A 23,432-nucleotide genomic window follows, 5' to 3' on the forward strand; every position below is an offset into this window, starting at 1 on the left:
TTTTATCCTTTCTTGGTCGCTTCAGCCGCAGCGATCGCGTCACTGATGGCAGCAATACGAATGGGGAGCCTGGAGAAAGAGATGCCAAGTGACGATACAGCGTCGTTGATCGCGCCCGAAATCGCCGCAGGAGAACCGAGATAACCGCTCTCGCCGGAGCCTTTCTGGCCGAACACCGTGAACGGCGACGGGGTACAGTGGTGCACGATCTCGACATTCGGCATCTCGTGCGAGGACGGGAGCAGGTAGTCCATGAAGGATTGGGTCAGCATCTGCCCCTCGTCATCGTAGACGAATTCCTCGAACAGCGTGGCTCCAAGGCCGTGTGCGATGCCGCCCAGCGTCATACCCTTGACAATGTGCGGATTGATCACCGTGCCGCAGTCATGACCGATCACGTAGCGCCGGATCTCGGGCTTTGCGATCTGCGGATCGAACGCCACCAGAACGAGGTGGAATTCGAACGAATGACAGGGATACATCTGCACACGGCCGTTCTCCGGCAGCTTCGTGCCGGTCGGCACCTGCATCACGTGCGTGGTTTCGAGGCCCGGCTCCATGCCTTCGGGCAATGCATGAAACTGCCGGTGCCCGATGTTGACGAGTTCGGCCCATGACAACGTCTTGCCCGACTTCGGGTCAGTCACGTTGCCCTGGGCATAGACCGCATCGCTCTCGGCGATCCCGAATTGATGCGCCGCGATCCTGACCAGTTTCGACTTGAGCTTCTGCGCGGCGTGATAACAGGCACCCCCCATCATGATAGCCATGCGGCTGCCCACCGGCGTATTGGATGGCAAGCTCGCCAGGGAATCGGGCCTTACAATGCGGATGTTGTCCGGATCGATTTCCAGCACTTCGCCAACGACCGTAGCCGCAAGGGTCTCATGTCCCTGCCCGGAGGATGTGGTGTGAATGGTTACCGTCACAAAGCCGACGCCATCCACATTGATGCGACACGAATCCATCCATGTCGTGGTGGTATTCTTCTCGTTGAGCAGCGGCTCAAACGATGAGTTGCCGCCACTCGGCTCGAGACACGCAGCAACGCCAATACCGGCCATCATGCCCTGGGCGCGAAGCTCGTCGCGCTCCTTCACAAGCGCGTCGTAGTTGGCGCTGGTCAGCACCTTCTCGACCACCGTGTGATAGTCGCCGCTGTCGTAGTGGGTTCCGCTGGGGATCAGATAAGGAAACTCATCGCTGCGAATGAAATTCCGCCGTCGCACCTCGATGCGATCCAGCCCAACAGCTTCCGCGACCTTGTCGATCGCTGTCTCGATTGCGTAATTGGTCGGCGCCTGACCAAAGCCGCGTACCGCTTCCTGCGCAGCCTTGTTCGACATGGTCGCCATGGCACGATACTGAACGCTTTCGATCTTGTAAGGACCAACGATCGCGCCGATGGGCTTGCCCAGCTGGAACGGCGAACGCCCCGCATACGCCCCCACATTGTCGAGCGCGCGCATCTTCATCGACTTGACGATGCCATCATCGTTGAACGCAATGTCCACATCGAAAAGTCGTTCCGGTCCGTGTGCGTCGCCAGCCCGCATGTTCTCCAGCCGATCCTCGATCAGACGAACCGGCCGGTTCAGGACGCGCGAGAGATGAGATACCAGCACAGAGTGTTTGATGCCTCGCTTGACGCCGTAGCTGCCGCCGACATCAACGTCGTGATGCACACGCACATTATTGGTGGGAATACGCAAGGCCCGGGAAATCTGATCGGGATATTTCGGCATCTGGATCGAAGCCCAGACATCGAGCATCTCGCGCCACGCGTCCCATCTCGCCACGACGCCGAAGGTTTCGATCGGCACCGTCGAATTGCGGCCCCACTTCACGCGAAACGACAGATGCCGGGGGCTTTCCACGAAATGCTTCTCGACCTCACCCCAGACGAATGTCTTGTCCAGCAGCACATTGGTGCCGTGCTCCGGATGCACATTCGCGCTGGCATCGGTGATCGCCTCTTCCGCATCGATCACGTATGGCAGCGGCTCGTATTCGACGCGCACTTTTTCCGCGGCGTCCTCAGCCTGAGCGCGGGTCTCGGCGACAACGGCCACCACCCACTCACCGGCATAACGCACCTGACCGACCGCGAGCGGATAGCGCCGCACCTTCGGCGTATCTAGACCATTCATCAGCGGCTCGACGGCCTTGACAAGCTCCTCGCCCGTCAACGCGTAGACGACACCTGGCATCTTCAGCGCTTCGGTCGCGTCGATCGACACGATCCGCGCTGACGGATACTGCGACGGCACAATGGCGACGTGCAGCATCTCATCGAGAACGATATCGGCCACGTAATGGCCGCCGCCAACAACAAAGCGCCGATCCTCGCGAACACGCCGGTTCGCCGAGACAAACTTCAGGGTTGTCGGATGCTCGCTCATCGGCGGCCTCCCTGGACTGCAACAGCCTTCTTTTTGTCTTCGACCTGGCTTGTTTCGGTCGAGCGCGGGGTATTGGCCTTATGCAGACGTTCGGCGGCCAGTTCGATGGCTTCGATGATCTGGCCGTAGCCGGTGCAGCGGCAGATATTTCCGGAGATCGCGTCAACGATGTCTTCGCGCGTAGGCTCCGTTGTACGGTCGAGAAGCGAATGAGCCGCGAGAATCATGCCCGGCGTGCAATAGCCGCACTGCATACCGTGCGTTTCGCAGAATGCATCCTGAAGGACACTCAATTCACCGGGAGCCGGAGCAAGCCCCTCGATCGTCGTGATCGCGTAGCCATCAGCCTGTGCCGCGAACATCAGACACGAGCGCACCGGCTCGCCGTCGAGAAGGATCGTGCAGGCGCCACAGACACCATGCTCGCAGCCCGTGTGGCTGCCGACAAGCGCAAGATCCTCACGAAGCGTATCCAGCAGCGTTTTCCGCGGCTCGACATCCACCTCCCGGACGCGTCCGTTGACCGTGAGAGAAACCTTCATTGCGCTCCTCCGTGAGCGGCGCGATCGCTGCCGACCCGCGCATCCCTTATCGCATCTTCAAGCGCCCGCGCTCCGAGCGTCACGGCGACGCGGGTGCGGTACTCCGCAGAAGCATGCAGATCGCTTGTCGGCTCGAGCACCTGAACAGCCTGGTGCATCAGGTCCACGATTGAATTCTTGTCGAGCGAGCCCCCGACCAGGCCGGATACATCGAGACGCACAGCCCGGTCGCCAATACCGCCGATACCAAGCGCTGCATCAATGCACAGGCCGCTGTCGTCCAATGCCACCTGCGCTGCAGCGGCCACGAACGCAAAATCCGACTGACGTGCACTGACTTCGTGAAATCCGGTACCAAGTCGCGCATGACGCCAGATCGGAAAACGCACCGCCGTCACGCAATCACCCGGCATCACGGCCGTCAGCATCGGACCAATAAAGAAGTCATCGGCCGGCATCGTGGAAACGCCGTCGGGATTTGTGATCTCGATCTCCGCCTGCAGCGTCACTGCAACAAGCGGAATCTCCGCCGATGGGTCCGCATGCGCCACCGAACCGCCGACGGTCCCCCGGTTGCGCGTCGGCGGATGCCCGACCCACGGCAAGGCCTTCGCCAGTAATGGCAGCGCATCGCGTGCAACCGCACTGCCCTCGACCTGCACCTGACGCGTCGTTGCACCGATCGCAAGAACGTCGCCGTTCACACGAATACCGTTCAGTTCCGGCAGTCGATAGATGTCGACGAGCCTGGCAGGACGGGCGAGGCGCATCGCCAGCATGGGGATCAGGGTCTGACCACCCGAGATAACCCGCGCGTCTTCATCCGACGCAAGCAATTCGCATGCTTCGGCAATTGATCCTGGCCTGATATATTCAAAGGGGGCTGGCTTCATCGGCTTTCTTTCACGCTTGATGCCGTTGCTGCGGCATCACGATGCGAGAGTGGCTATCCCAGCAGCAGGCCGGCAACTGCCGGTGACAACACCGAGACCGTCTGGTTCTTCAGCAGCGGGCCATTCACTTCGGAAGCGGCCTTGATCTCACGCCACTCAGCGTCGGAGCCGAACGCAGCCCAAGCCTTGGTGCGATCATCCTCGGACTTGAAGCGCGTCAGATAAGTCAGACGGCCATCTTCCGCCGGCGCCTCGAACACACCAACCAGCTCAATGCCGTGCCGGGGAAGACGCGGCACCACATGCTCCTTGAAGCGCGCCCTCATCGCCGACGCCTTACCTTCAACGGCCTCATACACGCGAATTTCGTAAATCAACGCACTCTCCATCTGCTTGCGCGCTCGGAGCGGATAAAATCAAAAGAGAGAGCAATGTCAAATTTATTCTAGTTCAATTCCTGTTTTTCCATTTATTTGCACCGCAACAATAGGAAAATCGATGGAATTTAGCCCCAGCTATGCGGACATCCATCTTTCTTCTTCCCACCAATTGAAACAATCTGGCAATTGTACTATTCAATAGTCTTGCTTTTCAGGATACGCTGCCGTGTCACAAGACGTTTCAACCGAATGGATTCCAGTTCTTCCCGAAGAGCCCGGACCGCGTTACCTCGCGTTCGTGCAATCGCTGGAGAAAGACATCGAGTCAGGCGCTTTAAAGCCTGGCACGCGTCTGCTTCCCCAACGTGACATGGCGTCACAGCTCGGACTGAGCGTCGGCACCATCTCCAAGGCCTATTCCGAAGCGGAATCCCGCGGCCTCATTTCGGGAGAGGTTGGACGCGGCACGTTTGTGCTGCGGCGACGTCCCGCGGTGAACAGCGAGAACCCTTCCTCGACTCTCAACCTTGCCCTCAACGTGCCGCCGCATACGGGCGAAGATGTACTGATCGCCTCGATTCTCGAAGACATCGTGGCCGACGGCGCTTTGACGCGGCTGCTCGGGTATCTGCCGCATCAAGGCCTGCTCCATCACCGCGAGAGCATGGTTGGGTGGCTTGCACAACTCGGCGTGCCGACCGACGCGGACCACCTCTTCATCACCCATGGCGGACAGCACGGCCTCTCGATCGCTCTGGGCATGGTCACAAATCCCAACGGGGTCGTGCTGACTGAGCGATTCACTTATTCGGGCATGATCGCGCTCTCGGCGCAAAACGGTTACCGCCTGCATGGCGTGGATTGCGACAGGCACGGCCTGTTGCCGGACGCACTGGATCGCGCGTTTGCCGAAACAAAGGCGCGCGTGTTGTTCTCGACGCCGACCTTGCAAACACCCACCGGCACCACGATGCCGAACGAACGTCGGCAAGAGATCGCAGATGTCATTCGCCGTCACGACGCTTACCTTCTTGAAGACGACGCTTACGCGTTCCTCTTTCCGGAACCGCCCAAGCCGATTTCACTTCTGCTGCCGGAGCGCAGTTTCTATATTTTGAGCTTCGCGAAATGTCTGGCTCCCGGTCTTCGCATCGCGGCCATGATCGTGCCTGACCAGTTCCGCGACCGCTCCAACAACGCCGTTCGCGCGACCGGCTGGATGGCATCGCCGCTCATGGCAGAGGTCGTCACACGCCTCATCCATAGCGGCGACCTGACGCATCAGGTTCAGCTCAAGCGCGCGGAAGCCGCACGGCGCAATGCCATTGCTGACGAAGTGCTCGGCAACTGGCTGCCCGTTGTTTCCGAAACACCCGGATTTCACCGTTGGCTGCCGATTCCCGCCGGGCGCACGCTGATTGCGCTTGTCGCGCAAGCCGCACAAGCCGGAATTACCCTCGCTCCTCCGGGCGCCTTGCAGCAGGTCGACCGCGGCACACTCGGCGTCCGCATCTGCCTCGGACATCCGAAAACCCATGACGAACTGAGGCGTGCGCTCATTGAGCTTCGGCGAATTCTCGAATCCGCTGAGGAGATGTCGTTTGTCTAGGCTTTCAGCCCAGGCATTCGTATCGCGCGATACTCGCTGTGAAGCCAATGGTCGCGTGAGAGAATGATTGAACTGCGCCAATTCAGACAGTTCATTGTCGTCGCGGAGGAACTGAGCTTCCGCCGTGCGGCGGATCGTCTCAACATGGCTCAGCCACCGCTGACAGCCACGATCAAGCGGCTCGAGGACACTATCGGCGCGACGCTGATCGAACGAACGAACCGGATTACCCGGCTGACAGAGGCCGGACTCGTTTTCCTCGAAGAAGCGCGAAAGGCCGTCAGTCAGGCTGATCAGGCTGTCCTTGCCGCACAGCGTGCAGGAGCGGGCCTGACGGGCGCGCTGCGGGTCACATTCGTCGCAAGCGCTGCACGTGAAATCCTGCCGTCGATCCTGTTGCGGTTTCGCGAGCGCTATCCCGCGGTCAAACTCGACTTGCGGGAAGCGATGACAGCGCAGCAAATCGATCTATTGAATGCACAGGAGACCGATCTCGGCTTTGTCATTCCGCCTCTTCACGGCGCCGAGAATCTGAGCAGTGAGATCGTTGCCCGCTACCGGCTGGTCGCAGCCATTCCGGAAAAGCACTCGCTGGCGCGATACGAACAGATCAGGCTGTCCGATCTCGCGCACGATCCGTGGATACTGTTTGCCGCTCGTCAGGGCCCTGGCTTGCACAGGATCATTCTCGATGCATGTGCGCGCGCCGGGTTCGTGCCGCATATCGGGCAGGAAGCTCCACAGATGGAGACGATTGCAAACCTCGTTGCCGGCGGAATGGGCGTCGCCCTGGTCTCCAGAGCGCTTGCAACCGGCGGCCGCAAGGGCGTCGCATTCCGGGAATTGACCGGACCGGGCGCGCCTGTCGAGTTCGAACTGGCAATCGCCTACGCGCAATCATCCCCTATTGTGGATGCCTTCGTTGCCGCCACTAGATAGCACGCCGAGATGATGGCGTCCTGAGCGGCTAACGGCCGCTAAGCTCCCACATCGAGCCGGATGCGCAAAACGTCGGCCAAAAACAGAGGCAGCTTCAGGGCCTCCAGCAGATAATCGGTGTTGATCGAAACACCGATCGAGCCAATCACCGCGACAATCGAACCTAAGATCACTGCCGCATTCATCACCTCATAGTCGCGGTTGAGGAGCTGCGACAGGAATATCCTGAATATCAATGAGAGTTGCAGAATCGGCACTACCACCATCAAGGGTGCGACAGCCAGCGCCGCATAGACAAAACCATGAGAGGCCGCCACAAGAGCGGCAGCCGCGGCGTACCACGTTGCGCTGTTGCGATTCACAACGCGTATGCTTTGCCGGAACGGCTTTAGCAGGAGCACGAGAACGACGAGCACGGCGGTTGCCGCGGCATAGGCGATTACTCCCCCGGCAATCACATTCTTGACGGGCGTGCTTTCAAAGGCGGCCCGCACCAGCAATGGCGCCACACCATACGCTACCGCTGCGCCCAGACCGCAAATCACTCCCGGGAGATATCGCGGCTTGAAGACAGCCTTCAGCGCATGATCCGGGGGCATTGATGCCGCTGGTTTGGACGATTCAGGCTTTGAGGTTTTATGCAACTGCGTGCCAAACGAGCCACCGAGCATCAGGACAGTCCCAATCGCCTGCAATACCGTAAATTCCTCCTTGAGCAGAACCACTGCCAGCAGCATGGTCACGACCACCTGAAGCTGTACGATCGGAGCGGAGATATTCACGCCTACCAGCCTGTTGGCTTCGTAGTTGAAGTAACGGCCGATCAGGAATTGCAGCACGCCCTGGGCTGCCAGCCAGCAGGCTGCGACAAAGGGAAATGAACTGATCGACCAGGTCTGTCCTGTAAAGACCGCCATCGCCAGAAAGCAGAGACCTCCGAGCGGTACGGTCAGGGCAATCGCCTGCGCCGCTGTTCCAGTCAGAACCCCGCGCCGCATCGCGGCATTGTTCATGGCGAATGTCAGCGCCGCGAACGTCGCGTAGATAGCCCCAAGCATCGGTCGGCCTTCCGGAGTGAAATGAAGACGTTTTTCGTCCCTCGTTTGCGCACCAGCGCGTTAGTGAAGGCCGTTTTTGACCGATCGTACGATGTTCCGCATCTGCTTTTCAGTCATAAGGCCGGCGACATTTTGCATACAAGCTGGAACGAAGCGCGCCAGAAAAAAGCAGGCCGGCATGTCCACCTGCCGGCCTGCTATCGCTCAACACTGCTAGTTTTGCCGCAACTACTCCGGCGGAATGTTGGCCTTCTTCACAACCACCGCCCAGCGCTCGATTTCGCTATCCACGAAAGCGCGGAACTCATCGCCGTAAAGATTGCCAGGTTCGACACCCATTTCGGCCAGTTTCTGCTTGGTCTCCGCGGATTCATTCACTTCCTTCATTGCCGCCACCAGCTTCTTGTAGATCGGCGAGTTGTTCGCCTGCGGCATGTAAAGGCCGAACCAAGCCTGTACATTGAAACCCTTCACGCCGGACTCATCGAGCGTCGGGACATCAGGAAGCAAAGGCGAACGCTTCGGGCCGGTCAGGGCTAGAACACGCACGAGACCTCCCTTTGAGGCATTCACAACCGTCGGCAATGAATCGAAGATCATTGGTATATGCCCGCCGATCAGATCGTTCATGGCAGGGCCATTCCCCTTGTAGGGAATATGAACGATATCGACGCCTGCCATCTGCTTGAACAGCTCACCCGACAGATGATTGGCGCTGCCTGTTCCGGCCGATCCAAATGAATACTTGCCCGGATTCTTTTTGAGAATCTCGATCAGCTCGGCAACATTCTTCGCAGGGAAGCTATTTGTCACCAGAATGGCGTTAGGAGCCGCCGCGACGAGCGCGATCGGCGACAGGTCCTTTTTCGTGTCGTAAGGAATGCTCCTGTAGAGGCTCGGCGTGATCACATGGTGCGTGGCAGTCAGCAGCAGCACCGCGCCATCCGGAGGCGAACGCACCACCGGCTCGGTGCCAATAATGCCGGATGCGCCCGGCTTGTTCTCGATATACGTCGTAACGCCGAGCTTATCTCCGAGAATCTTGCCGACCACGCGCGCAAGCACGTCCGTCGGGCCGCCTGCGGAAAATGGCACGATGATGCGGATTGAGTTACCTGGAATTTCCGATCCCGAACTCCGCGCTTCCCCCGAAGCAAGGAGCATAATCGCCATGATCGCCATCAAAACGATTCGCATTGTTTCCCCCTTGGACTGTTCTTTTGATTTTTAGTGATTTGTCTTGTGAGACTATCCCGCCGGTTTTAGCTTCTTCACGGGCGTCGGATCGAGGTTGAAAAGCCGCGCAGCATTCAGCCCCAGAATGTTGCGCTTGGCCTGCTCTGTCAGGAAGGGAAGATCACAAATCTCCTGGGGCAGATCGAAGTCGAAATGCGGCCAGTCCGACGCGAACAGAAGCTGCGTCTCCGCCTTGATCATTTCGAAGGTGTTTTGGAGCGCCTTCGGATGAGTCGTCTCCATCGGCTGGGTCGTGTACCAGCAATTCGTATTCATATACTCGCTCGGCATCCGCTTCAGCTGCGGCGCTTCCGATGGACGCATCAAATACTGATCATCGAGACGCTGCATCAGGAACGGAACCCAGGCGAGACCGCTCTCCACCCACATTGATTTGAGCTTGGGGAACCGCTCCGGAATTCCGTTCAGGATCCAGTTGGTCATATGCACCATGTTGCACCAGGCAAAGCCAAGTGCGTGCATGCCCAGGAATCGGTTTACGGTCGCCAGCGATGGATCCTGCCAGTGATAGCCGGCATGGAAAGCGATCGGCTTTCCAGTCTCTTCGATCATCGAATAGAGACGCATGTAATCGTTGTGATGCACCGGCTTGTAGCGCGTACTGGTCACACAGAACCCGATCACACCCTTTTTGTCGCCGAATTCCTGGACAGCGCGCTCCGCTTCCTTCGGCGTATTGAAAGGCAGATAGATCAGGGTTTTGATTCGGTCATCGGCTGACAGAATCTTGTCGGCCATCCAGCGGTTGTAAGCTCGGCCCAGCCAAACCTCCATCTCCGTCTGGGGATGCATGCCGAGAAACAGCATCGGCGTCGGAAACACAACCATATTGTCGACACCGAGCGAATCCATCGCGCGGCGCGTCAAGGTCACATCGCGGTGGACATCGGTTTCCGTCACCGTCTCGCGCTGGTCATCCTGATGCGGGATGCGTCCGCCGACGGACTGATACCGAAGGCCGAGGTCGCCGTTCAAACCATACGGCGGTGCACCGATGCGTTCCATCTGGTATCGCATCGCATTGTCGCGGATAACGGGATCCTCGATATACGTCACCACTTCCTTCCAAGAGACACTTTCGACATGGTGCGCGTCGATATCGACAACGAACCAGTCGTCGAGTCCCCGTTTGATGGCGTTCTTTTTCGCCTGCGCCAGGACGTCGCGCGTATCGGTGTATACGTCGATCTGCTGAGTTTTTGCGTATTCGGGGCCGAACGTCTCCCGCTTATTCATTGCGATTATCCTTGAGCGTAAGTGTCTTCGTCGGGGCGGCGGCGATACCACAGCGCTAATTCCATCGGACTGAGGTGAAGCGCCCGCAACATCTCGGCGACCGCGGAAAGCAGTTCCGTGGGTGTCATCTCGCTGTCGCGCTCGCCAGCGATCGGCTTGAAGGTCCGTTCCTCGCCATCGGATTTCGCCACATACAGGCGGATTGCGGCGGTCAGGATGTTGGCGACGGATTCATCAGAAACCCGGCTCGCCTGTCCGGTTTCGACAAGTTCACGCGATGCCCGTAACAGATCCGGCGCAACGGAATCGATCCAGCCGTACTGATCATTACGGCGGTCTTCACTGGAGGACGACATAGATTTCTCCATCGCGAATGGCGAGATCGGCCTTGCGCAAGCGAACGCTCGCATTGCCTTGATGTGCGCCGGTCTTGATGCTGAATTCGTAGCCGTGCCAGGGGCACACGATATTGATTTCATTCTCGTCATATTCCATTGAGCGAACGGTACGATCATCCGCCACCGGCTCCAGCACCCGCTTCATCATGCGTCCCTGACACACGGGTCCCGCGCGATGAGCGCACCGGTTGTGCCAGGCAAAGAATTCATTACCGAGCCTGAAAACGCCGACCTCCTTGTCGCCGCAGACGATTACCTTGCGATCGCCATCGGCGTAGTCCGCAACCTTCCCAGCGTTGTATTCCGGCATCCATGCTCTCCATCCGCGTCTCGCGCCAAGGCACCAAGACCAACCGTTGTGCCGACGCCGAACGGCATCGCTACTCAGTTTTTATTCATTCCAACCTGAGCCGGATGGGCAATAACTCGTTTCATAAGGCGCGATACGCTGGCCGTATCACGCGTGCAGAAAATTGCTGCACCGCGGTTGCGCCGCTGCAGAATCCCTAGAGATCAAAGGGAGATCGAGCGCAGCCAATCCTGCACGGCAGTGTTGTCGCTCTGACGATGAGAGAGCGCTGTTGCGTTTGGCGCAACGCTAGCGGCCAATGAAGCTGGCTACTGCCGCGCTTGCAGCGGCACACGACGCGACAATCAAGAACACGATTGATGTTTCGTCCCGCGCATCCATGAGGTGTCCGAGAGGGGCTCGCTCAGTCTCGCGAACAGATAGATGCAGGAGGCGCTGACTTCTAGGACCTGCGCCGAACTGGAGCTTGGGCAAGTCTTTGATTGCCAGAGAACCAGCTCCTGGACTTTACAAACTCACTTTCCAGAAGGCGTCTGACCTCCCGGGTCAGTTTCCTGAGGTCGCTTTCAGGGCGACGAAGCAGCCACACATTCAAAAAAGCTGTCTCATTCGGCAGCACCCGGACAAGCCGTTCCGCTTGCGCAAAGGGCACCGCCAGAAGCGCCAGGCCAAGGCCCTCGGCCGCTGCAGCGAAGTGACTTGCAACCGGAAGGATGCGCAATGCATTGCGCACCTCCGTTGCCGCAAAGAACTGCGTCGCCAATTGCATCTGGCCGGCGCGTTCGCTTCGAAAACCGGCAAAGTCCTCTGTGAGGCCAATAATGTCGTGATCCTTGAGCTGAGCGAGAGTTCTCGGCGCAGGATGGGCCGCGAGATATTCTTCCGACGCGAATATGCCGAACGCTACGGTGGCTACCCGTTTGCCTATCAGTTCACTTTCGCCCGGGTCTCCCATTCTGATGACGAAGTCGAGATCGCTTGTCGCCAGGGGCTGCTGATGCATTGTCGATGTGAGTTCGAGACGCAGGCGACTGTTGAGCCCGCGCAGCAGTTTGACGCGCGGCAGAAGCCAATGCTTCGTCATTCCTTCGGTCGCGGATATCTTCACGACAGACGACCTTTGCCCGACCCGCGAACGCAGTTCGCGATTGAAGAGGTCAAACGCCGACAGAATATCGCCGGCGGAGCGCCGAAGATCTTCGCCCTCCGGCGTGAGCTTGACCCCCGACGACGCGCGGAAAAACAACGGGGCTCCAACGTACCGCTCAAGCTCCTTCAGCCGCCGGCTCAGCGTCGGCTGACTCATCCCCAGTTCATTGGCTGCGCGATTAACGCTGCCAGTTCGCGCCACAACCAGGAATAGGCGATACAGATCCCAGTTTGCTTCGGTCACGTCTGCATTCCGCACTGCCTAAGAAGGGATGGTGATGGGACGGGCATGCGAGACTAGTTTACACGTCTGTCGCGTCCCTGCCAGTACCGCTCACGAAGCTTGCGCTTCAGCACTTTTCCGGATGGGTTTCTCGGCATCTCCGACAGGAACTCGATCGACTTGGGAATCTTGTAGCCTGCCAGGCGCTCCCGCGCGTATCGCAAAATACTATCCGCATCCGCAACGGCATTCTGCATCGGCACCACAAGCGCCTTGACCGCTTCGCCCCACCGTTCATCTGGCACCCCGATGACCGCGATATCGGCCACATCCGGGTGGCCGAACAACACGCTCTCGATTTCCGCGGGATAAATGTTCTCGCCGCCGGAGACAATCATGTCCTTGATGCGATCGTGGATGTAGAGGTATCCATTCTCGTCGAGATATCCTGCATCACCGGTATGGAGCCATTCTCCTCTGAGCGTCTTGGCTGTGTCCTCCTGACGATTCCAGTACCCCTTCATATTCCTTGTCGTCCGGCAGACGACCTCCCCTACTTCGCGCGGAGGTAACGATGCTCCCAGAGCATCCACTATTCGCAATTCGACACCATCGATCGACCGACCGCATGACTTCATTACCTCGCTGTCGACGCGAGAATGATCCTCCGGTAAAAGCGCCGTGATGACCCCACTCGTTTCCGTAAGGCCGTAGACCTGAACAAACCCTGTTCGCTTGAACACGCGAAGTGCGTTTTTAAGCAGATCGATTGGGATTGGCGATGCGCCATAGATCACACGCCTCAGTGACGACAGGTCGACCTGATCGATATTCTTTTCTGACAGAAGTACCAGAATCATCGCAGGCACAAGAAACGTCGCCGTAACACGATGGCGCTGAATCGCGTCAAGGACCAAAGATGGAACAAATTCGCGGAGAATAATGACCTTCACTCCGGCCAGCAGCCCCAGAACCCCGGTCCCGCTACCGGCAATATGAAACAGCGGCATTGTAATCAGTAACGTGTCGCCGGGCGACCAGTCGCCCCATAGGTCAAACACCCTGGGCGACGTCAGCGAAAAATTCCGATGGGTCAGCTGAACTCCCTTGGGGTGACCTGTCGTCCCGCTTGTGTACATCTGAATGCAAACGTCATCAGGCTGCAAGACCAAGCCGGGATCATGGCTGCTCTGCGCATCGCGCCACGCTGTGTAAGATGCATCAAGAACGATCACCTTCCGGGTCGTGATGAGTTGGTTGCGAATACTGTTTATCGTTTCCAGAAACGATTCACCGACAAAAAGGACTTCCACTCCGGCATCGTTGATCACAAACGCGATTTCCGGCGCCGCGAGCCGCGCGTTTACCGGCACCGTCACAGCGTTCGCCTTGGCGGCACCCAAAAGAACCGAAAAGAACATGTCGCTATTCTTGTCGAGAATGGCCACTCGGCCCGTCGGCTCAACGCCGGCAGCAATCAAGCCGTTTGCAACCTGATTTGAAGTTGCGTCGAGACCACCGTAGGTCGTCTCCCTGCCCTCAAAACTGAGAGCAACGGCATTCGGGGTCCGAGCTGCGTGATATCGCACAATGTCTGCAAGTGTCTCGACTGGCGCGACGTTACGCGCCGAGGCTATCGAATTGGTCATGATTGGCGTTTCCCTTGGGCTCCGTTGAGTCCGGGTCCTTGGGAAGCAAGCTGAACGCGCCCGGTCCGAAGAGGTAGGGAGAATTTGGCGAATAGCTATTCAGTCCTGAATGGCGAAATCGCTATTCATTCCTGTCGATGGGCTCAAAATATCTGCCATGGCGGTCGTTCCCGCAGCAACGACAATGCCCATCATAACCGCGAAAGGTGCTAACTGACATGAGGGAAATCACGCTCGCCAACGTAAAGGACTTCGTTGGCCAGAGCCTCGGAGCTTCGGATTGGGTCGATGTCGACCAATCCAGGATCAATCAGTTCGCGGAGTGCACCGGCGACCGCCAGTGGATTCATGTCGATATTGATCGAGCCAGGAAAGAAAGCCCGTTCGGCGGCACGATCGCGCACGGATACCTCAGCCTCTCGCTGGTCGCGGCACTGGCAATGAAGCTGGGGCTGGCTCCCACAGATGCTTCTGCGGTGATCAACTATGGGCTGGACAAAGTCAGATTCATTACGCCGGTAAAGGCAGGCGAGCGCGTTCGCCTGCAACTGGCTCTGGCCGGCATCGAGCCGAAAGACAACGGGCAATTCCTGATCAGGAGCAAGGCAACTCTGGAGATTGAAAACAGCCAGTCGCCAGCTCTGGTGGCGGAGAGTCTCGCTCTCATCATCCCTTAATCAGGTGACGACGCGACCGATAATCAAAAACCCGGCCCGTTTCCGGGCCGGGTTTGATAACTTAGGACGACGACAGCACGGCCGTCAGACCGCCATCGACGGCCAAGATCTGCCCGGTAATATGCTTTCCGGCCTCGCTGGCGAACAATAGCGCAGCACCCTTGAGATCGTCATCATCGCCAAGGCGGCGTAGCGGTACGCCTTCGGTCAACTTGTCGACCCCTACCGATGCGATCACTCCCTTGGTCATTTTTGACGGGAAGAAACCGGGCGCAAGCGCGTTGGACGTGATGCCATGTCGGCCCCAACCGCCCGCAAGAGCGCGGGTGAAGTTCACCACCGCACCTTTGCTGGTGTTGTAGGCGATCGTCTGCATCTCACCGCTGCTGCCGAACAGGCCGGCAACCGACGCGATATTGATGATCCGACCGTACTTGTTGGGAATCATCGATTTCTTGCCGATCTGCTGGCTAAGCACGAACAGCGCGCGGATATTGAGGTTCATAAGCTTGTCCCATGCTTCGATGGGATGGTCTTCGGTCAGCGCGCCCCAGGTCGCACCGGCGTTGTTCACGAGGATGTCGACCTTGCCGAGCTTGGCGATTGCGCCATCCGCGAGCCGCTTGATGTCTTCGTCCTTGGAATTGTCGGCTGCGATCCAGTCCGCTTTGATGCCAAGCTTGGCGAGATGGCCCTGAGCTTCTTCCAGATCACCGGCTTTGCGCGACGAGAGGACGATTTTTGCCCCCTGCTCGCCAAGTGCTTCGGCGATCTGAAGCCCAAGCCCGCGCGAGCCCCCTGTAACGAGTGCGGTCTTGCCGGTCAGATCGAATGCCTTCTTGATGCTTCCCATGTCGCTTGTCGTCCCTCTGATGAGTTGAAAGGTTGCCGTCTCGGATGCGGCTACTTTCCGCGGAATACCGCGGCGCGGCGCTCGACGAAGGATTGGATACCTTCCTTGAAGTCTTCGCTGTTGAACACGCGATCCCTGATCTTGGGAATGTAGTCGATTGCGGACCGCTCGCCGCTCTCGATGAACTTCAGTGCGGCTTCCTTTGTGACCTGAATTCCGATCGGCGCATTTTTTGCGATCGTCTGCGCAATCTCCATTGCGCGCTGGATCTGCTGGCCAGGGCTCACGACCTCCTGGACCAGACCGATTTTGTAGGCTCGCTCCGCCGAAAATTCATCGCAAAGGAAGAGATGATACATTGCGTCGCCCCAACCAGCGCGCGTCAAAAAGCGAAAATGCGCGCCGCCCAGCGGAGCGATGCCGCGCTTGGATTCCATCTGACAAAAACGGCTGTCACTGGCCGCGATAACGATATCGCCCGCAAGCATCATTTCAATGCCGATCGTGAAACAGATGCCTTGAACCGCCGTCACAACCGGCTTTCGGCAACGCTTTTGAAGCGCGAACGTGTCAACATTGCCTTCCTTTAGCTTGAGCGCGTCCTTGTCCGCTGTCGGACCGAAGAACTTCGGCATATCAAGACCGGCAGTGAAGTCGCTCCCCTCTGCACAGACCACACCGACCCAGTAATCGTCAGTATTATGCAGAAGGGTAAGCGCATCGGACATCTGATTCATCATCTGCGGACTGAAGGAATTCTTCTTGGCCGCGTTGTCGATAATGATCTTCAGTACATGACCGTGCACCTCGGTTCGAACCTGCCCCACAGCAGCTTTTGTCTCGCTCACGTTGTTTCCTCCTGAATTGTCTTGATCAAGTCGCCCGACATTAAGATCGGCGGTCCATCATGAGAGACGGTGCGCTTTTCGGCTAAAGCTGGACCGGCGGGCATGAAATCGGATGGTTTTCCGAATACTCCATCCAGAGTTCCTGCATTATCCTTCGCCATCCGACCGGGCATCGGACGTTCTGGGTGTGATCAGAGCAGCCGATACTGCATCCAGCTACTAAAATTGTGAATAACCGCTATTCATCCATGAATGATCGGAGATCGGCTTGCTTGCGCCTCACGGTTGAATAGCGCCAGTTCAAGATTTTCGTTGGGGCCGGCAAACACCCCCTGCTTAGCTTACGCGACTTTGCCAAAAGCCGAAAAAGGCGACGCAAGGTCGTAAGGCCTGGGAGGGCATCATGAATTTCAAGACACTCACAAAAATCGCGCTTGGATTGATCGTAGCATATGGGCTCGCCACGAGCGATGCGGCATTCGCGCAGAAGCGGTACGATCCTGGAGCGAGCGATACCGAGATCAAAATCGGCAACACATCTCCGCATAGCGGTCCGGCGTCGGCCTATTCAGCCATCGCAAAGGCGCAAGCCGCCTACTTCAAGATGATCAACGACGGCGGCGGCATCAATGGCCGTACGATCACCTATATTTCTTATGATGATGGCTACAGTCCGCCAAAGACCGTCGAACAGGCCAGAAAGCTGATCGAGAGCGACGAGGTTCTGCTTTTGCTGAGCAACCTCGGCACGCCAGGCAACACTGCCATCCACAAGTACATGAACCAGAGGAAGGTGCCACAACTGTTCGTGACGAGCGGCGCGGACAAATGGGCTGACCCTGCAAACTATCCTTGGACCATGGCACTTCTGCCGAGTTATCGCGGCGAAGCGCGAATCTACGCGCAGTATATCCTCGCGACTTATCCGGACGCCAAAATCGGCGTGCTGTATCAGAACGACGACTTTGGAAAGGACTATCTGATTGGTCTAAAGGAAGCGCTCGGCGAAAAGGCCGGAAAGCTGATCGTCGCCGAAGTGCCCTTCGAAGTCTCGGCGCCCACCATCGATTCCCAAATCGTACAAATCAAAGCTGCGAATCCGACGGTCTTCATCAATATCGGAACACCAAAGTTCGTCGCACAAAGCATCCGGAAGGTCGGCGAGCTTAACTGGAAGGTCGTTCAGATCATCCCGCAGGTCGCGACCACAATTGGAGGCGTCATCAAGCCTGCTGGCTTCGAGAATGCGCAGGGCGTGCTCAGTGCCTATTACCTGAAGGACGCTACCGATCCGAAATGGAAGAGCGATCGCGGGATGATCGAGTGGAACGCGTTCATGGACAAGTATCTGCCGGACGCGGACCGGGCCGATAGCCTCTATGTCTATGGGTACGCGGTCACGCAAATCATGGTGCAGGTGCTAAAGCAGTGCGGCGACGACCTGACCCGCGAAAACGTTATGAAACAGGCCGCCAATCTCGATATGGACGTGAATATGCTTTTGCCGGGCATTCGCGTGAAGACGAGCGCGAACGACTACCGGCCGATCGAGCAGCTTCAGATGATTCGCTTTTCCAAGGATCAGTGGGAGCTGTTCGGCCCAATTCTCAGCAGCGAAAACAAACCTATGTAGCTCCACCCGGACTAATCCGGCACTCGTTCATCGAGTGCCGGGTTCTTTTTGACTACAGGACAAGAACTAAAGGAGCTTCGCACCATGTTAGGATTGATGCAAGATTGGCCGCTGTTGTGCCACCGTATCATCGATCACGCCGCGGACTGCCATCCGACGCGAGAAGTCGTGACCCGATCGGTTGAAGGACCGATACACCGCACCAATTACCTGAACATCCGAACGCGCGCACTGAAGGTTGCGCAGCGGCTGGATCGCGATGGCGTCAGGCTCGGAGACCGCGTCGCGACGCTCGCCTGGAACACGTGGCGTCATCTCGAGGCCTGGTATGGGATCATGGGCATCGGCGCCATCTGCCATACGATCAATCCGCGGCTGTTTCCTGAGCAGATTGCATGGATCGCCAATCACGCGCAGGACCGGGTTCTCCTGACCGATCTCACCTTCGTGCCGCTGCTGGAAAAAATCGCACCGCAGCTTTCCTCGATCGAACGCTTTGTGATCCTGACCGATCGCGCACATATGCCGGCGACAAGCCTGCGCGGTGCAATCGCTTATGAGGACTGGATCGATAGCGTCGACGGCGATTTCGGATGGAAATCGTTCGACGAAAATACGGCGGCCGGGCTTTGCTACACATCCGGAACGACGGGAGATCCGAAGGGAGTACTCTACTCCCATCGCTCCAACGTGCTGCATTCACTGATGGTTGCACAGGCCGACGTCATCGGCCTGAAGTCCGCTGATACTGTGTTGCCTGTTGTCCCGCTGTTTCACGCCAACAGTTGGGGACTGGCATTCCATGCTCCGATGACAGGCACCAAGCTGGTGTTTCCGGGCGCAAAAATGGACGGAGCATCGATCTATGAACTCCTCCGCGATGAAAAGGTCACGCTGACTGCCGGTGTACCGACTGTATGGCTGATGCTTCAGCAACACATGGAAACCAACAACCTGCGATTGCCAGATCTCAAGCGTTTGACAATTGGAGGTGCGGCCCCACCACCCACCATGATTGAGGCTTTTGAGCGCATGGGAATTCCGGCGAGTCAGGGCTGGGGCATGACCGAGATGAGTCCGATCGGCTCGATTGGGGCTCTCAAACCGCCATTCGACAATCTCTCAGGCCGGGACAAGATCGATCGACTTTCCAGCCAGGGCTTTCCGCCGTTCCTGGTCGAGATGAAGATCACGGACGACTTCGGCAAAAAGCTGCCACGGGATGGCAAGGCATTCGGGCGTTTGAAAGTGCGCGGGGCGGCCATCGCCAAAGCGTACTATCGGGTCACCGGCGATATCCTTGATGATGAAGGCTTCTTCGATACTGGAGACGTCGCCACCCTCGACGCCCACGCTTATATGCGGATCACCGATCGTTCAAAGGATGTCATCAAATCAGGCGGGGAATGGATCTCCTCGATCGATCTCGAAAATCTGGCCGCCGGTCACCCCGACGTGCTGGAGGCTGCAGTCATCGGCATTCGTCATCCCAAATGGGACGAGCGGCCCCTTCTCATCGTCCAGCTTAAACCGGACTCAAAGACGAAGGGTCCCGACATTCTCCGCTTCATGGAAGGCAAGATCGCGAAGTGGTGGATGCCAGATGATGTCGCCATCGTCGATGCGATTCCGCACACCGCAACCGGAAAAATCAAGAAGACCGAACTGCGAGAGCAGTTTCAAAGTTATCGGCTTCCCGGCATTTAACCCAGCGGCATGCATATCGAGATTAGTGGACTTATCAGCAGGAGACGAAAATGAGTTCTGTGCGTTTCGAAAGGCAGGCGAATATCGGCATCATCACAATCGACAATCCGCCGATCAACCTTGCCGATAACGCCCTTTTTTCGGCTTTCGAAGCAGTTCTCGATGAGGTTGAGGCGTCCGACGTCCGCGCAATCCTGGTCCAGGCGGCGGGCGATCACTTCGGCTGCGGCGTCAACGTGAAGACCACCTTTGTCGGTGTCGACAGCAAGGGCGCCCGTCAGATGCTGAGCCAGGGGATTCCGATCTGCACAAGGCTGGAAGGTCTGAACATTCCGGTCATCTGCGCCGTTCAGGGACTTTGCCTCGCGGCCGCGCTCGAAATCGCGTTGCGATGTGACGTCATCATCGCCGCTGATGATGCGAAATTTGCGCAGGTTGAACAACACATCGGTGCTGCCACCTATCTTGGCGGCGCGTATCTTCTGGCCGAGCGCTGCGGTCCAGCCCGCGCGCGCGAGATCTGCTTTACCGGCGATTTTTATGACGCCGCATCGTTCGAACGCTGGAACATCATCAACCGGGTTGTTCCTCGGGCCTCACTGCAAGCAGAAGCCACGGCATGGGCCAGAAACATGGCCAACGGGCCGACCAAAGCTCATGCAGCGACCAAGCGCCTGATGCGGGCGTTCCTGGACCACGGCGTGCGCGCCGCGGACGAATTGCTGCTCGATCTTGGCCCACCACTTTTCGACAGCGCGGACTTCAAGGCCGGTGTGCAAGCCGTGGTCGAGCACGGCCCCAAGGATTTTCGCGGCAAGGTTGCCTTCCGGGGAGCCTAGAGGACAATCCGGATGAGCCGGATGTGCTTGCCGAGGGCATTGCATAGCTGCCGCGCCACCGTTTTGAATTGACGTGGTGGGATCCGCAATCACACAATTTTCAGCAGAAATCGCCAGCCAACCTTTCGCGAGGGCTTCATGACGACCACAAACCCGATGTTCCGTCCTTTCCAGCACAAATCGCTTTCATTGACGAACCGCGTTGTGATGGCGCCGATGACGCGATCCAAAAGCCCGGACGGGACGCCCGGTGAGGATGTCGTAGCCTACTATCGCCGCCGCGCGGAAGGTGGCGTCGGATTGATTATCACCGAAGGCACGACTGTGGATCGCGCAGGTGCATCGAATGATCCGAATATCCCCAACTTCTACGCCCAGAAGAGCCTCGACGGCTGGCGCCGTGTGGTGAAAGAGGTGCATGCGGCCGGCGCAAAGATTGCACCGCAAATCTGGCATCAGGGCATGGTACGCAAGCCAGGCACCGGACCGCGCCCGGAGGGCAAATCCGACGGCCCATCCGGATTGTCAGGCTCTGGCAAGCAGGTCGCCGAGCCGATGACAGACGAGGATATCGCCGACACCGTCGAGGCTTTCGCGAAGGCGGCTGCAGCCGCCAAGGAAATCGGCTTTGATGCGGTCGAACTTCATGGCGCTCATGGCTATCTGGTGGACCAGTTCTTCTGGGAACAGTCTAACCGCCGCAGCGACGATTACGGCGGAGATCTCGTCAAGCGCACCCGCTTCGCCGCCGACATCATCAAGGCAATCCGGCAGCGCGTGGGGCCGGAGTTCGTCATCATTCACCGGTTCTCCCAGTGGAAGCAGCAGGACTACAGCGCAAAGCTGGCGCATACACCGGATGAACTCGCGGCGTTCCTTCAGCCACTGGTCGATGCCGGTGCCGATATATTTCATTGCTCGACGCGGCGGTTCTGGGAGCCAGAATTCGAGGGCTCCGATCTCAACCTCGCCGGCTGGAGCAAGAAGCTGACTGGCAAGCCCACGATTACGGTGGGATCAGTAGGGCTGAAAGGCGGCGATTTCATTCAGTCCTACAAGGGCGAAAGCGCGGAAGTCGGCGACCTTGGCGAGCTTGAAGCACGGCTCGCGAGCAACGAGTTCGATCTGGTCGCGGTCGGTCGCGCGCTGATTACTGATCCGAACTGGACGGCCAAGGTGCGCGACAGGCGTTTTGCAGAACTTGCGCCTTTCTCGCCGAAGGCAATGGCAACGCTTTGAACAGCGACTGCGTTCGTTACAGACGGAGAAAGGTGATCGCTCTCGCGCGGTCCTGAATCTCGTTCCGCGATATCGCAAGGGTCGGTCGAGGTCATCAGACCTTCACCACGATTCAGATATCGGGTGACACGGCCCACCCCGGCGCGGGAGCGGCAACAGTCCCACGAGTGAAACAGTAGTAACGCCATACAAAACCGCCACGGGACCAACCCCGGAGAGTGGATTGTCATTTATCGACGCGCCCTTGGTGATTGCTGTCAACCGGCGACTGAGTTGGCACACTATCGTAGCCGAAACGATTTTACGGTGCGGTGGGAGGAGAGCGAGGTGTCGCTATCGCATCTGACCGGCCTCGATTTCTACGTGTCCTACTTCACCGAAGGATCGGTCGGACACACTTTCGTAAGTTTCACCTTCGACAACGCGCCGCCGCTGAGCATCTCCATTGAAACACGGCCAGAGATTGGTGAGGGCTTTGCGCCAGTCGCCTCGCTATTCAAGAAATTCGAGTTGATCTATCTGGTGGGCAGTGAGCGCGACCTGGTCGGCGTACGCACCAACCATCGGCGGGAGCCGGTCTATCTCTATCGTCTCAACGCTTCGGCAGACGACGCCCGCCGGCTGCTGCTGGTCTACCTGACGCGGATCAACGAGCTCGCCGACCGGCCGGAATTATATAACCTGCTCACCAACAGCTGCACGATCAACATCATCCGCTACGCGAATGCCGCCGGACGAGCCGGCCGGTTCGACGTCCGCCATCTTCTTAATGGTCTGATCGACAGCTACCTCTACCACTCGGGCCGGGTTGACACGACACTGCCGTTTGATGAACTCCGGCGGCGTTCCCTGATTAACGAGGCGGCGCGAGCCGCTGATGGCGCATCCGATTTCCCGGAACGCATCCGGGCATCCCTGCCAACAGTGCATGCCTGATGTCCAGCTGTCGGCCGGGTACCTGGCATTCACGACGACACGTTCAGGTGGCAGCGAGCCGAACTGTCCCCCGCTTTGTGCCGCCAAGGCATGAATGTAGCAATAAGTATCGGCGTCATCGGTGGCTTCCATCACCGGAGATGGTGCTGACACGATCGAAAGTCCGGCGCACTTTCCACTTCGGTCAATGTGCCGATGACCGTGCATGAGCACCACCCGGCCTTTCAGCGCCTGAAGCCGCCGGGTAAACCAGTTTCCGTTGACCAGCGCCGTGCCGATCCGTTCCGACAACACCTTTGCCGCCTTGGGTGCTCAATAACATGGTGGTGAAGCGCAATGATCCCGTGCGCCTGAGGATGCTGCGCGGCTGCAATCTCAGATCCCCTCACCTGCTCGGCCGAAATCATCCCAAAGCGTTGGTGAAGGAGAAATGCGTATCCGCATTCGAGTTCAACAGGATAACGCCGAGACCATCCTCGCGGTCCGGCGGTAGCGCCAATGGAAAGACGGCCGCCAATGTGCCGTGGCCTGTATTCAGATAGAGATTGTCGAAACGCGTTGGGCCGATGACGGGTGGGCCGTCCGGCGTCATCGGCCTCAAGCCACTCCAGAATGTGGAGCAAGACAGGTCTCCACCATTCGGGAACAGATCCCT

The 23,432-nt window shown here is 58.2% G+C and carries 22 protein-coding genes; 8 read left to right on the forward strand and 14 right to left on the reverse strand.

What is annotated here, in order from left to right:
* Window positions 1–2: 2 nt before the first annotated feature.
* The 4 genes from AC1Q67_RS22770 to AC1Q67_RS22785 are packed head-to-tail and all read right to left on the reverse strand — an operon-like array spanning window position 3 to window position 4,214.
* Window positions 3–2,402 (reverse strand): xanthine dehydrogenase family protein molybdopterin-binding subunit, encoded by a 2,400-nt coding sequence (locus AC1Q67_RS22770; RefSeq protein ID WP_492237193.1) that lies wholly within the window; start codon window positions 2,400–2,402, stop codon window positions 3–5.
* The gene (locus AC1Q67_RS22775; RefSeq protein WP_024575795.1) at window positions 2,399–2,944 is read right to left on the reverse strand and encodes a (2Fe-2S)-binding protein; all 546 of its coding nucleotides are present in this window, start codon (window positions 2,942–2,944) and stop codon (window positions 2,399–2,401) included. Before AC1Q67_RS22775 ends, AC1Q67_RS22770 begins: the two co-directional genes overlap by 4 nt.
* A complete protein-coding gene (locus AC1Q67_RS22780) occupies window positions 2,941–3,837 on the reverse strand; it encodes an FAD binding domain-containing protein (RefSeq protein ID WP_492237192.1) in 897 nt (298 codons plus the stop codon). Before AC1Q67_RS22780 ends, AC1Q67_RS22775 begins: the two co-directional genes overlap by 4 nt.
* Before the next feature lie 53 nt (window positions 3,838–3,890).
* Window positions 3,891–4,214 carry an NIPSNAP family protein gene (locus AC1Q67_RS22785; protein WP_492237191.1) on the reverse strand — a complete coding sequence of 108 codons (324 nt, stop codon included), beginning with the start codon at window positions 4,212–4,214 and terminating at the stop codon, window positions 3,891–3,893.
* A 229-nt stretch (window positions 4,215–4,443) separates the two neighbouring features.
* On the opposite strand from AC1Q67_RS22785, the gene AC1Q67_RS22790 reads away from it, so the two are divergent.
* The gene (locus AC1Q67_RS22790; protein ID WP_492237190.1) at window positions 4,444–5,826 is read left to right on the forward strand and encodes an aminotransferase-like domain-containing protein; all 1,383 of its coding nucleotides are present in this window, start codon (window positions 4,444–4,446) and stop codon (window positions 5,824–5,826) included.
* Between the two features lie 63 nt (window positions 5,827–5,889).
* On the forward strand, window positions 5,890–6,765 hold the full coding sequence (locus AC1Q67_RS22795; RefSeq protein WP_492237189.1) for a LysR family transcriptional regulator: 876 nt from the start codon (window positions 5,890–5,892) through the stop codon (window positions 6,763–6,765).
* Window positions 6,766–6,803: 38 nt separating this feature from the next.
* Here the strand turns inward: AC1Q67_RS22795 and AC1Q67_RS22800 are convergent, their stop codons facing one another.
* The 7 genes from AC1Q67_RS22800 to AC1Q67_RS22830 all read right to left on the reverse strand — a co-directional run bounded on the left by AC1Q67_RS22800 (window position 6,804) and on the right by AC1Q67_RS22830 (window position 14,045).
* Window positions 6,804–7,823, reverse strand: a complete 1,020-nt coding sequence (locus AC1Q67_RS22800; protein ID WP_492237188.1) for a DMT family transporter — start codon at window positions 7,821–7,823, stop codon at window positions 6,804–6,806.
* A 228-nt stretch (window positions 7,824–8,051) separates the two neighbouring features.
* A complete protein-coding gene (locus tag AC1Q67_RS22805; RefSeq protein ID WP_492237187.1) occupies window positions 8,052–9,020 on the reverse strand; it encodes a Bug family tripartite tricarboxylate transporter substrate binding protein in 969 nt (322 codons plus the stop codon).
* Between the two features lie 51 nt (window positions 9,021–9,071).
* Window positions 9,072–10,316: an amidohydrolase family protein gene (locus AC1Q67_RS22810; protein ID WP_492237186.1), complete on the reverse strand. Its 1,245-nt coding sequence runs from the start codon at window positions 10,314–10,316 to the stop codon at window positions 9,072–9,074.
* A gap of 5 nt (window positions 10,317–10,321) precedes the next feature.
* Complete coding sequence (locus AC1Q67_RS22815) at window positions 10,322–10,672, reverse strand: hypothetical protein (RefSeq protein WP_492237185.1); 351 nt, start codon at window positions 10,670–10,672, stop codon at window positions 10,322–10,324.
* Window positions 10,656–11,024: a Rieske (2Fe-2S) protein gene (locus tag AC1Q67_RS22820; protein WP_492237184.1), complete on the reverse strand. Its 369-nt coding sequence runs from the start codon at window positions 11,022–11,024 to the stop codon at window positions 10,656–10,658. Before AC1Q67_RS22820 ends, AC1Q67_RS22815 begins: the two co-directional genes overlap by 17 nt.
* Before the next feature lie 442 nt (window positions 11,025–11,466).
* On the reverse strand, window positions 11,467–12,417 hold the full coding sequence (locus tag AC1Q67_RS22825; RefSeq protein ID WP_024575784.1) for a LysR family transcriptional regulator: 951 nt from the start codon (window positions 12,415–12,417) through the stop codon (window positions 11,467–11,469).
* Window positions 12,418–12,470: 53 nt separating this feature from the next.
* A complete protein-coding gene (locus tag AC1Q67_RS22830; RefSeq protein ID WP_492237183.1) occupies window positions 12,471–14,045 on the reverse strand; it encodes a fatty acid--CoA ligase in 1,575 nt (524 codons plus the stop codon).
* 218 nt (window positions 14,046–14,263) lie between these two features.
* On the opposite strand from AC1Q67_RS22830, the gene AC1Q67_RS22835 reads away from it, so the two are divergent.
* Window positions 14,264–14,722 (forward strand): MaoC family dehydratase, encoded by a 459-nt coding sequence (locus AC1Q67_RS22835; RefSeq protein WP_492237182.1) that lies wholly within the window; start codon window positions 14,264–14,266, stop codon window positions 14,720–14,722.
* 61 nt (window positions 14,723–14,783) lie between these two features.
* On the opposite strand, the gene AC1Q67_RS22840 is transcribed toward AC1Q67_RS22835, so the two are convergent.
* A complete protein-coding gene (locus tag AC1Q67_RS22840; protein WP_492237181.1) occupies window positions 14,784–15,575 on the reverse strand; it encodes an SDR family oxidoreductase in 792 nt (263 codons plus the stop codon).
* Between the two features lie 50 nt (window positions 15,576–15,625).
* Window positions 15,626–16,423 carry a crotonase/enoyl-CoA hydratase family protein gene (locus tag AC1Q67_RS22845; RefSeq protein WP_024575780.1) on the reverse strand — a complete coding sequence of 266 codons (798 nt, stop codon included), beginning with the start codon at window positions 16,421–16,423 and terminating at the stop codon, window positions 15,626–15,628.
* A gap of 403 nt (window positions 16,424–16,826) precedes the next feature.
* On the opposite strand from AC1Q67_RS22845, the gene AC1Q67_RS22850 reads away from it, so the two are divergent.
* The 5 genes from AC1Q67_RS22850 (at window position 16,827) to AC1Q67_RS22870 (ending at window position 22,777) form a co-directional block, all read left to right on the forward strand.
* Window positions 16,827–18,056, forward strand: coding sequence for an ABC transporter substrate-binding protein (locus AC1Q67_RS22850; RefSeq protein WP_492237180.1), 1,230 nt, complete (start codon window positions 16,827–16,829; stop codon window positions 18,054–18,056).
* Window positions 18,057–18,140: 84 nt separating this feature from the next.
* The gene (locus tag AC1Q67_RS22855) at window positions 18,141–19,763 is read left to right on the forward strand and encodes a fatty-acid--CoA ligase (RefSeq protein ID WP_492237179.1); all 1,623 of its coding nucleotides are present in this window, start codon (window positions 18,141–18,143) and stop codon (window positions 19,761–19,763) included.
* A 50-nt stretch (window positions 19,764–19,813) separates the two neighbouring features.
* Window positions 19,814–20,602 (forward strand): enoyl-CoA hydratase/isomerase family protein, encoded by a 789-nt coding sequence (locus AC1Q67_RS22860; RefSeq protein ID WP_492237178.1) that lies wholly within the window; start codon window positions 19,814–19,816, stop codon window positions 20,600–20,602.
* 138 nt (window positions 20,603–20,740) lie between these two features.
* Window positions 20,741–21,841: an NADH:flavin oxidoreductase gene (locus tag AC1Q67_RS22865; RefSeq protein WP_492237177.1), complete on the forward strand. Its 1,101-nt coding sequence runs from the start codon at window positions 20,741–20,743 to the stop codon at window positions 21,839–21,841.
* Between the two features lie 306 nt (window positions 21,842–22,147).
* The gene (locus tag AC1Q67_RS22870) at window positions 22,148–22,777 is read left to right on the forward strand and encodes a lipoprotein N-acyltransferase Lnb domain-containing protein (protein WP_492237176.1); all 630 of its coding nucleotides are present in this window, start codon (window positions 22,148–22,150) and stop codon (window positions 22,775–22,777) included.
* A 403-nt stretch (window positions 22,778–23,180) separates the two neighbouring features.
* Here the strand turns inward: AC1Q67_RS22870 and AC1Q67_RS22875 are convergent.
* Window positions 23,181–23,432, reverse strand: a 252-nt coding sequence (locus tag AC1Q67_RS22875; RefSeq protein WP_492237175.1) for an FAD-dependent oxidoreductase, incomplete at its 5' end; no start/stop codon positions are given.

Source organism: Afipia sp. GW823-FHT06G09 (assembly GCF_058794875.1).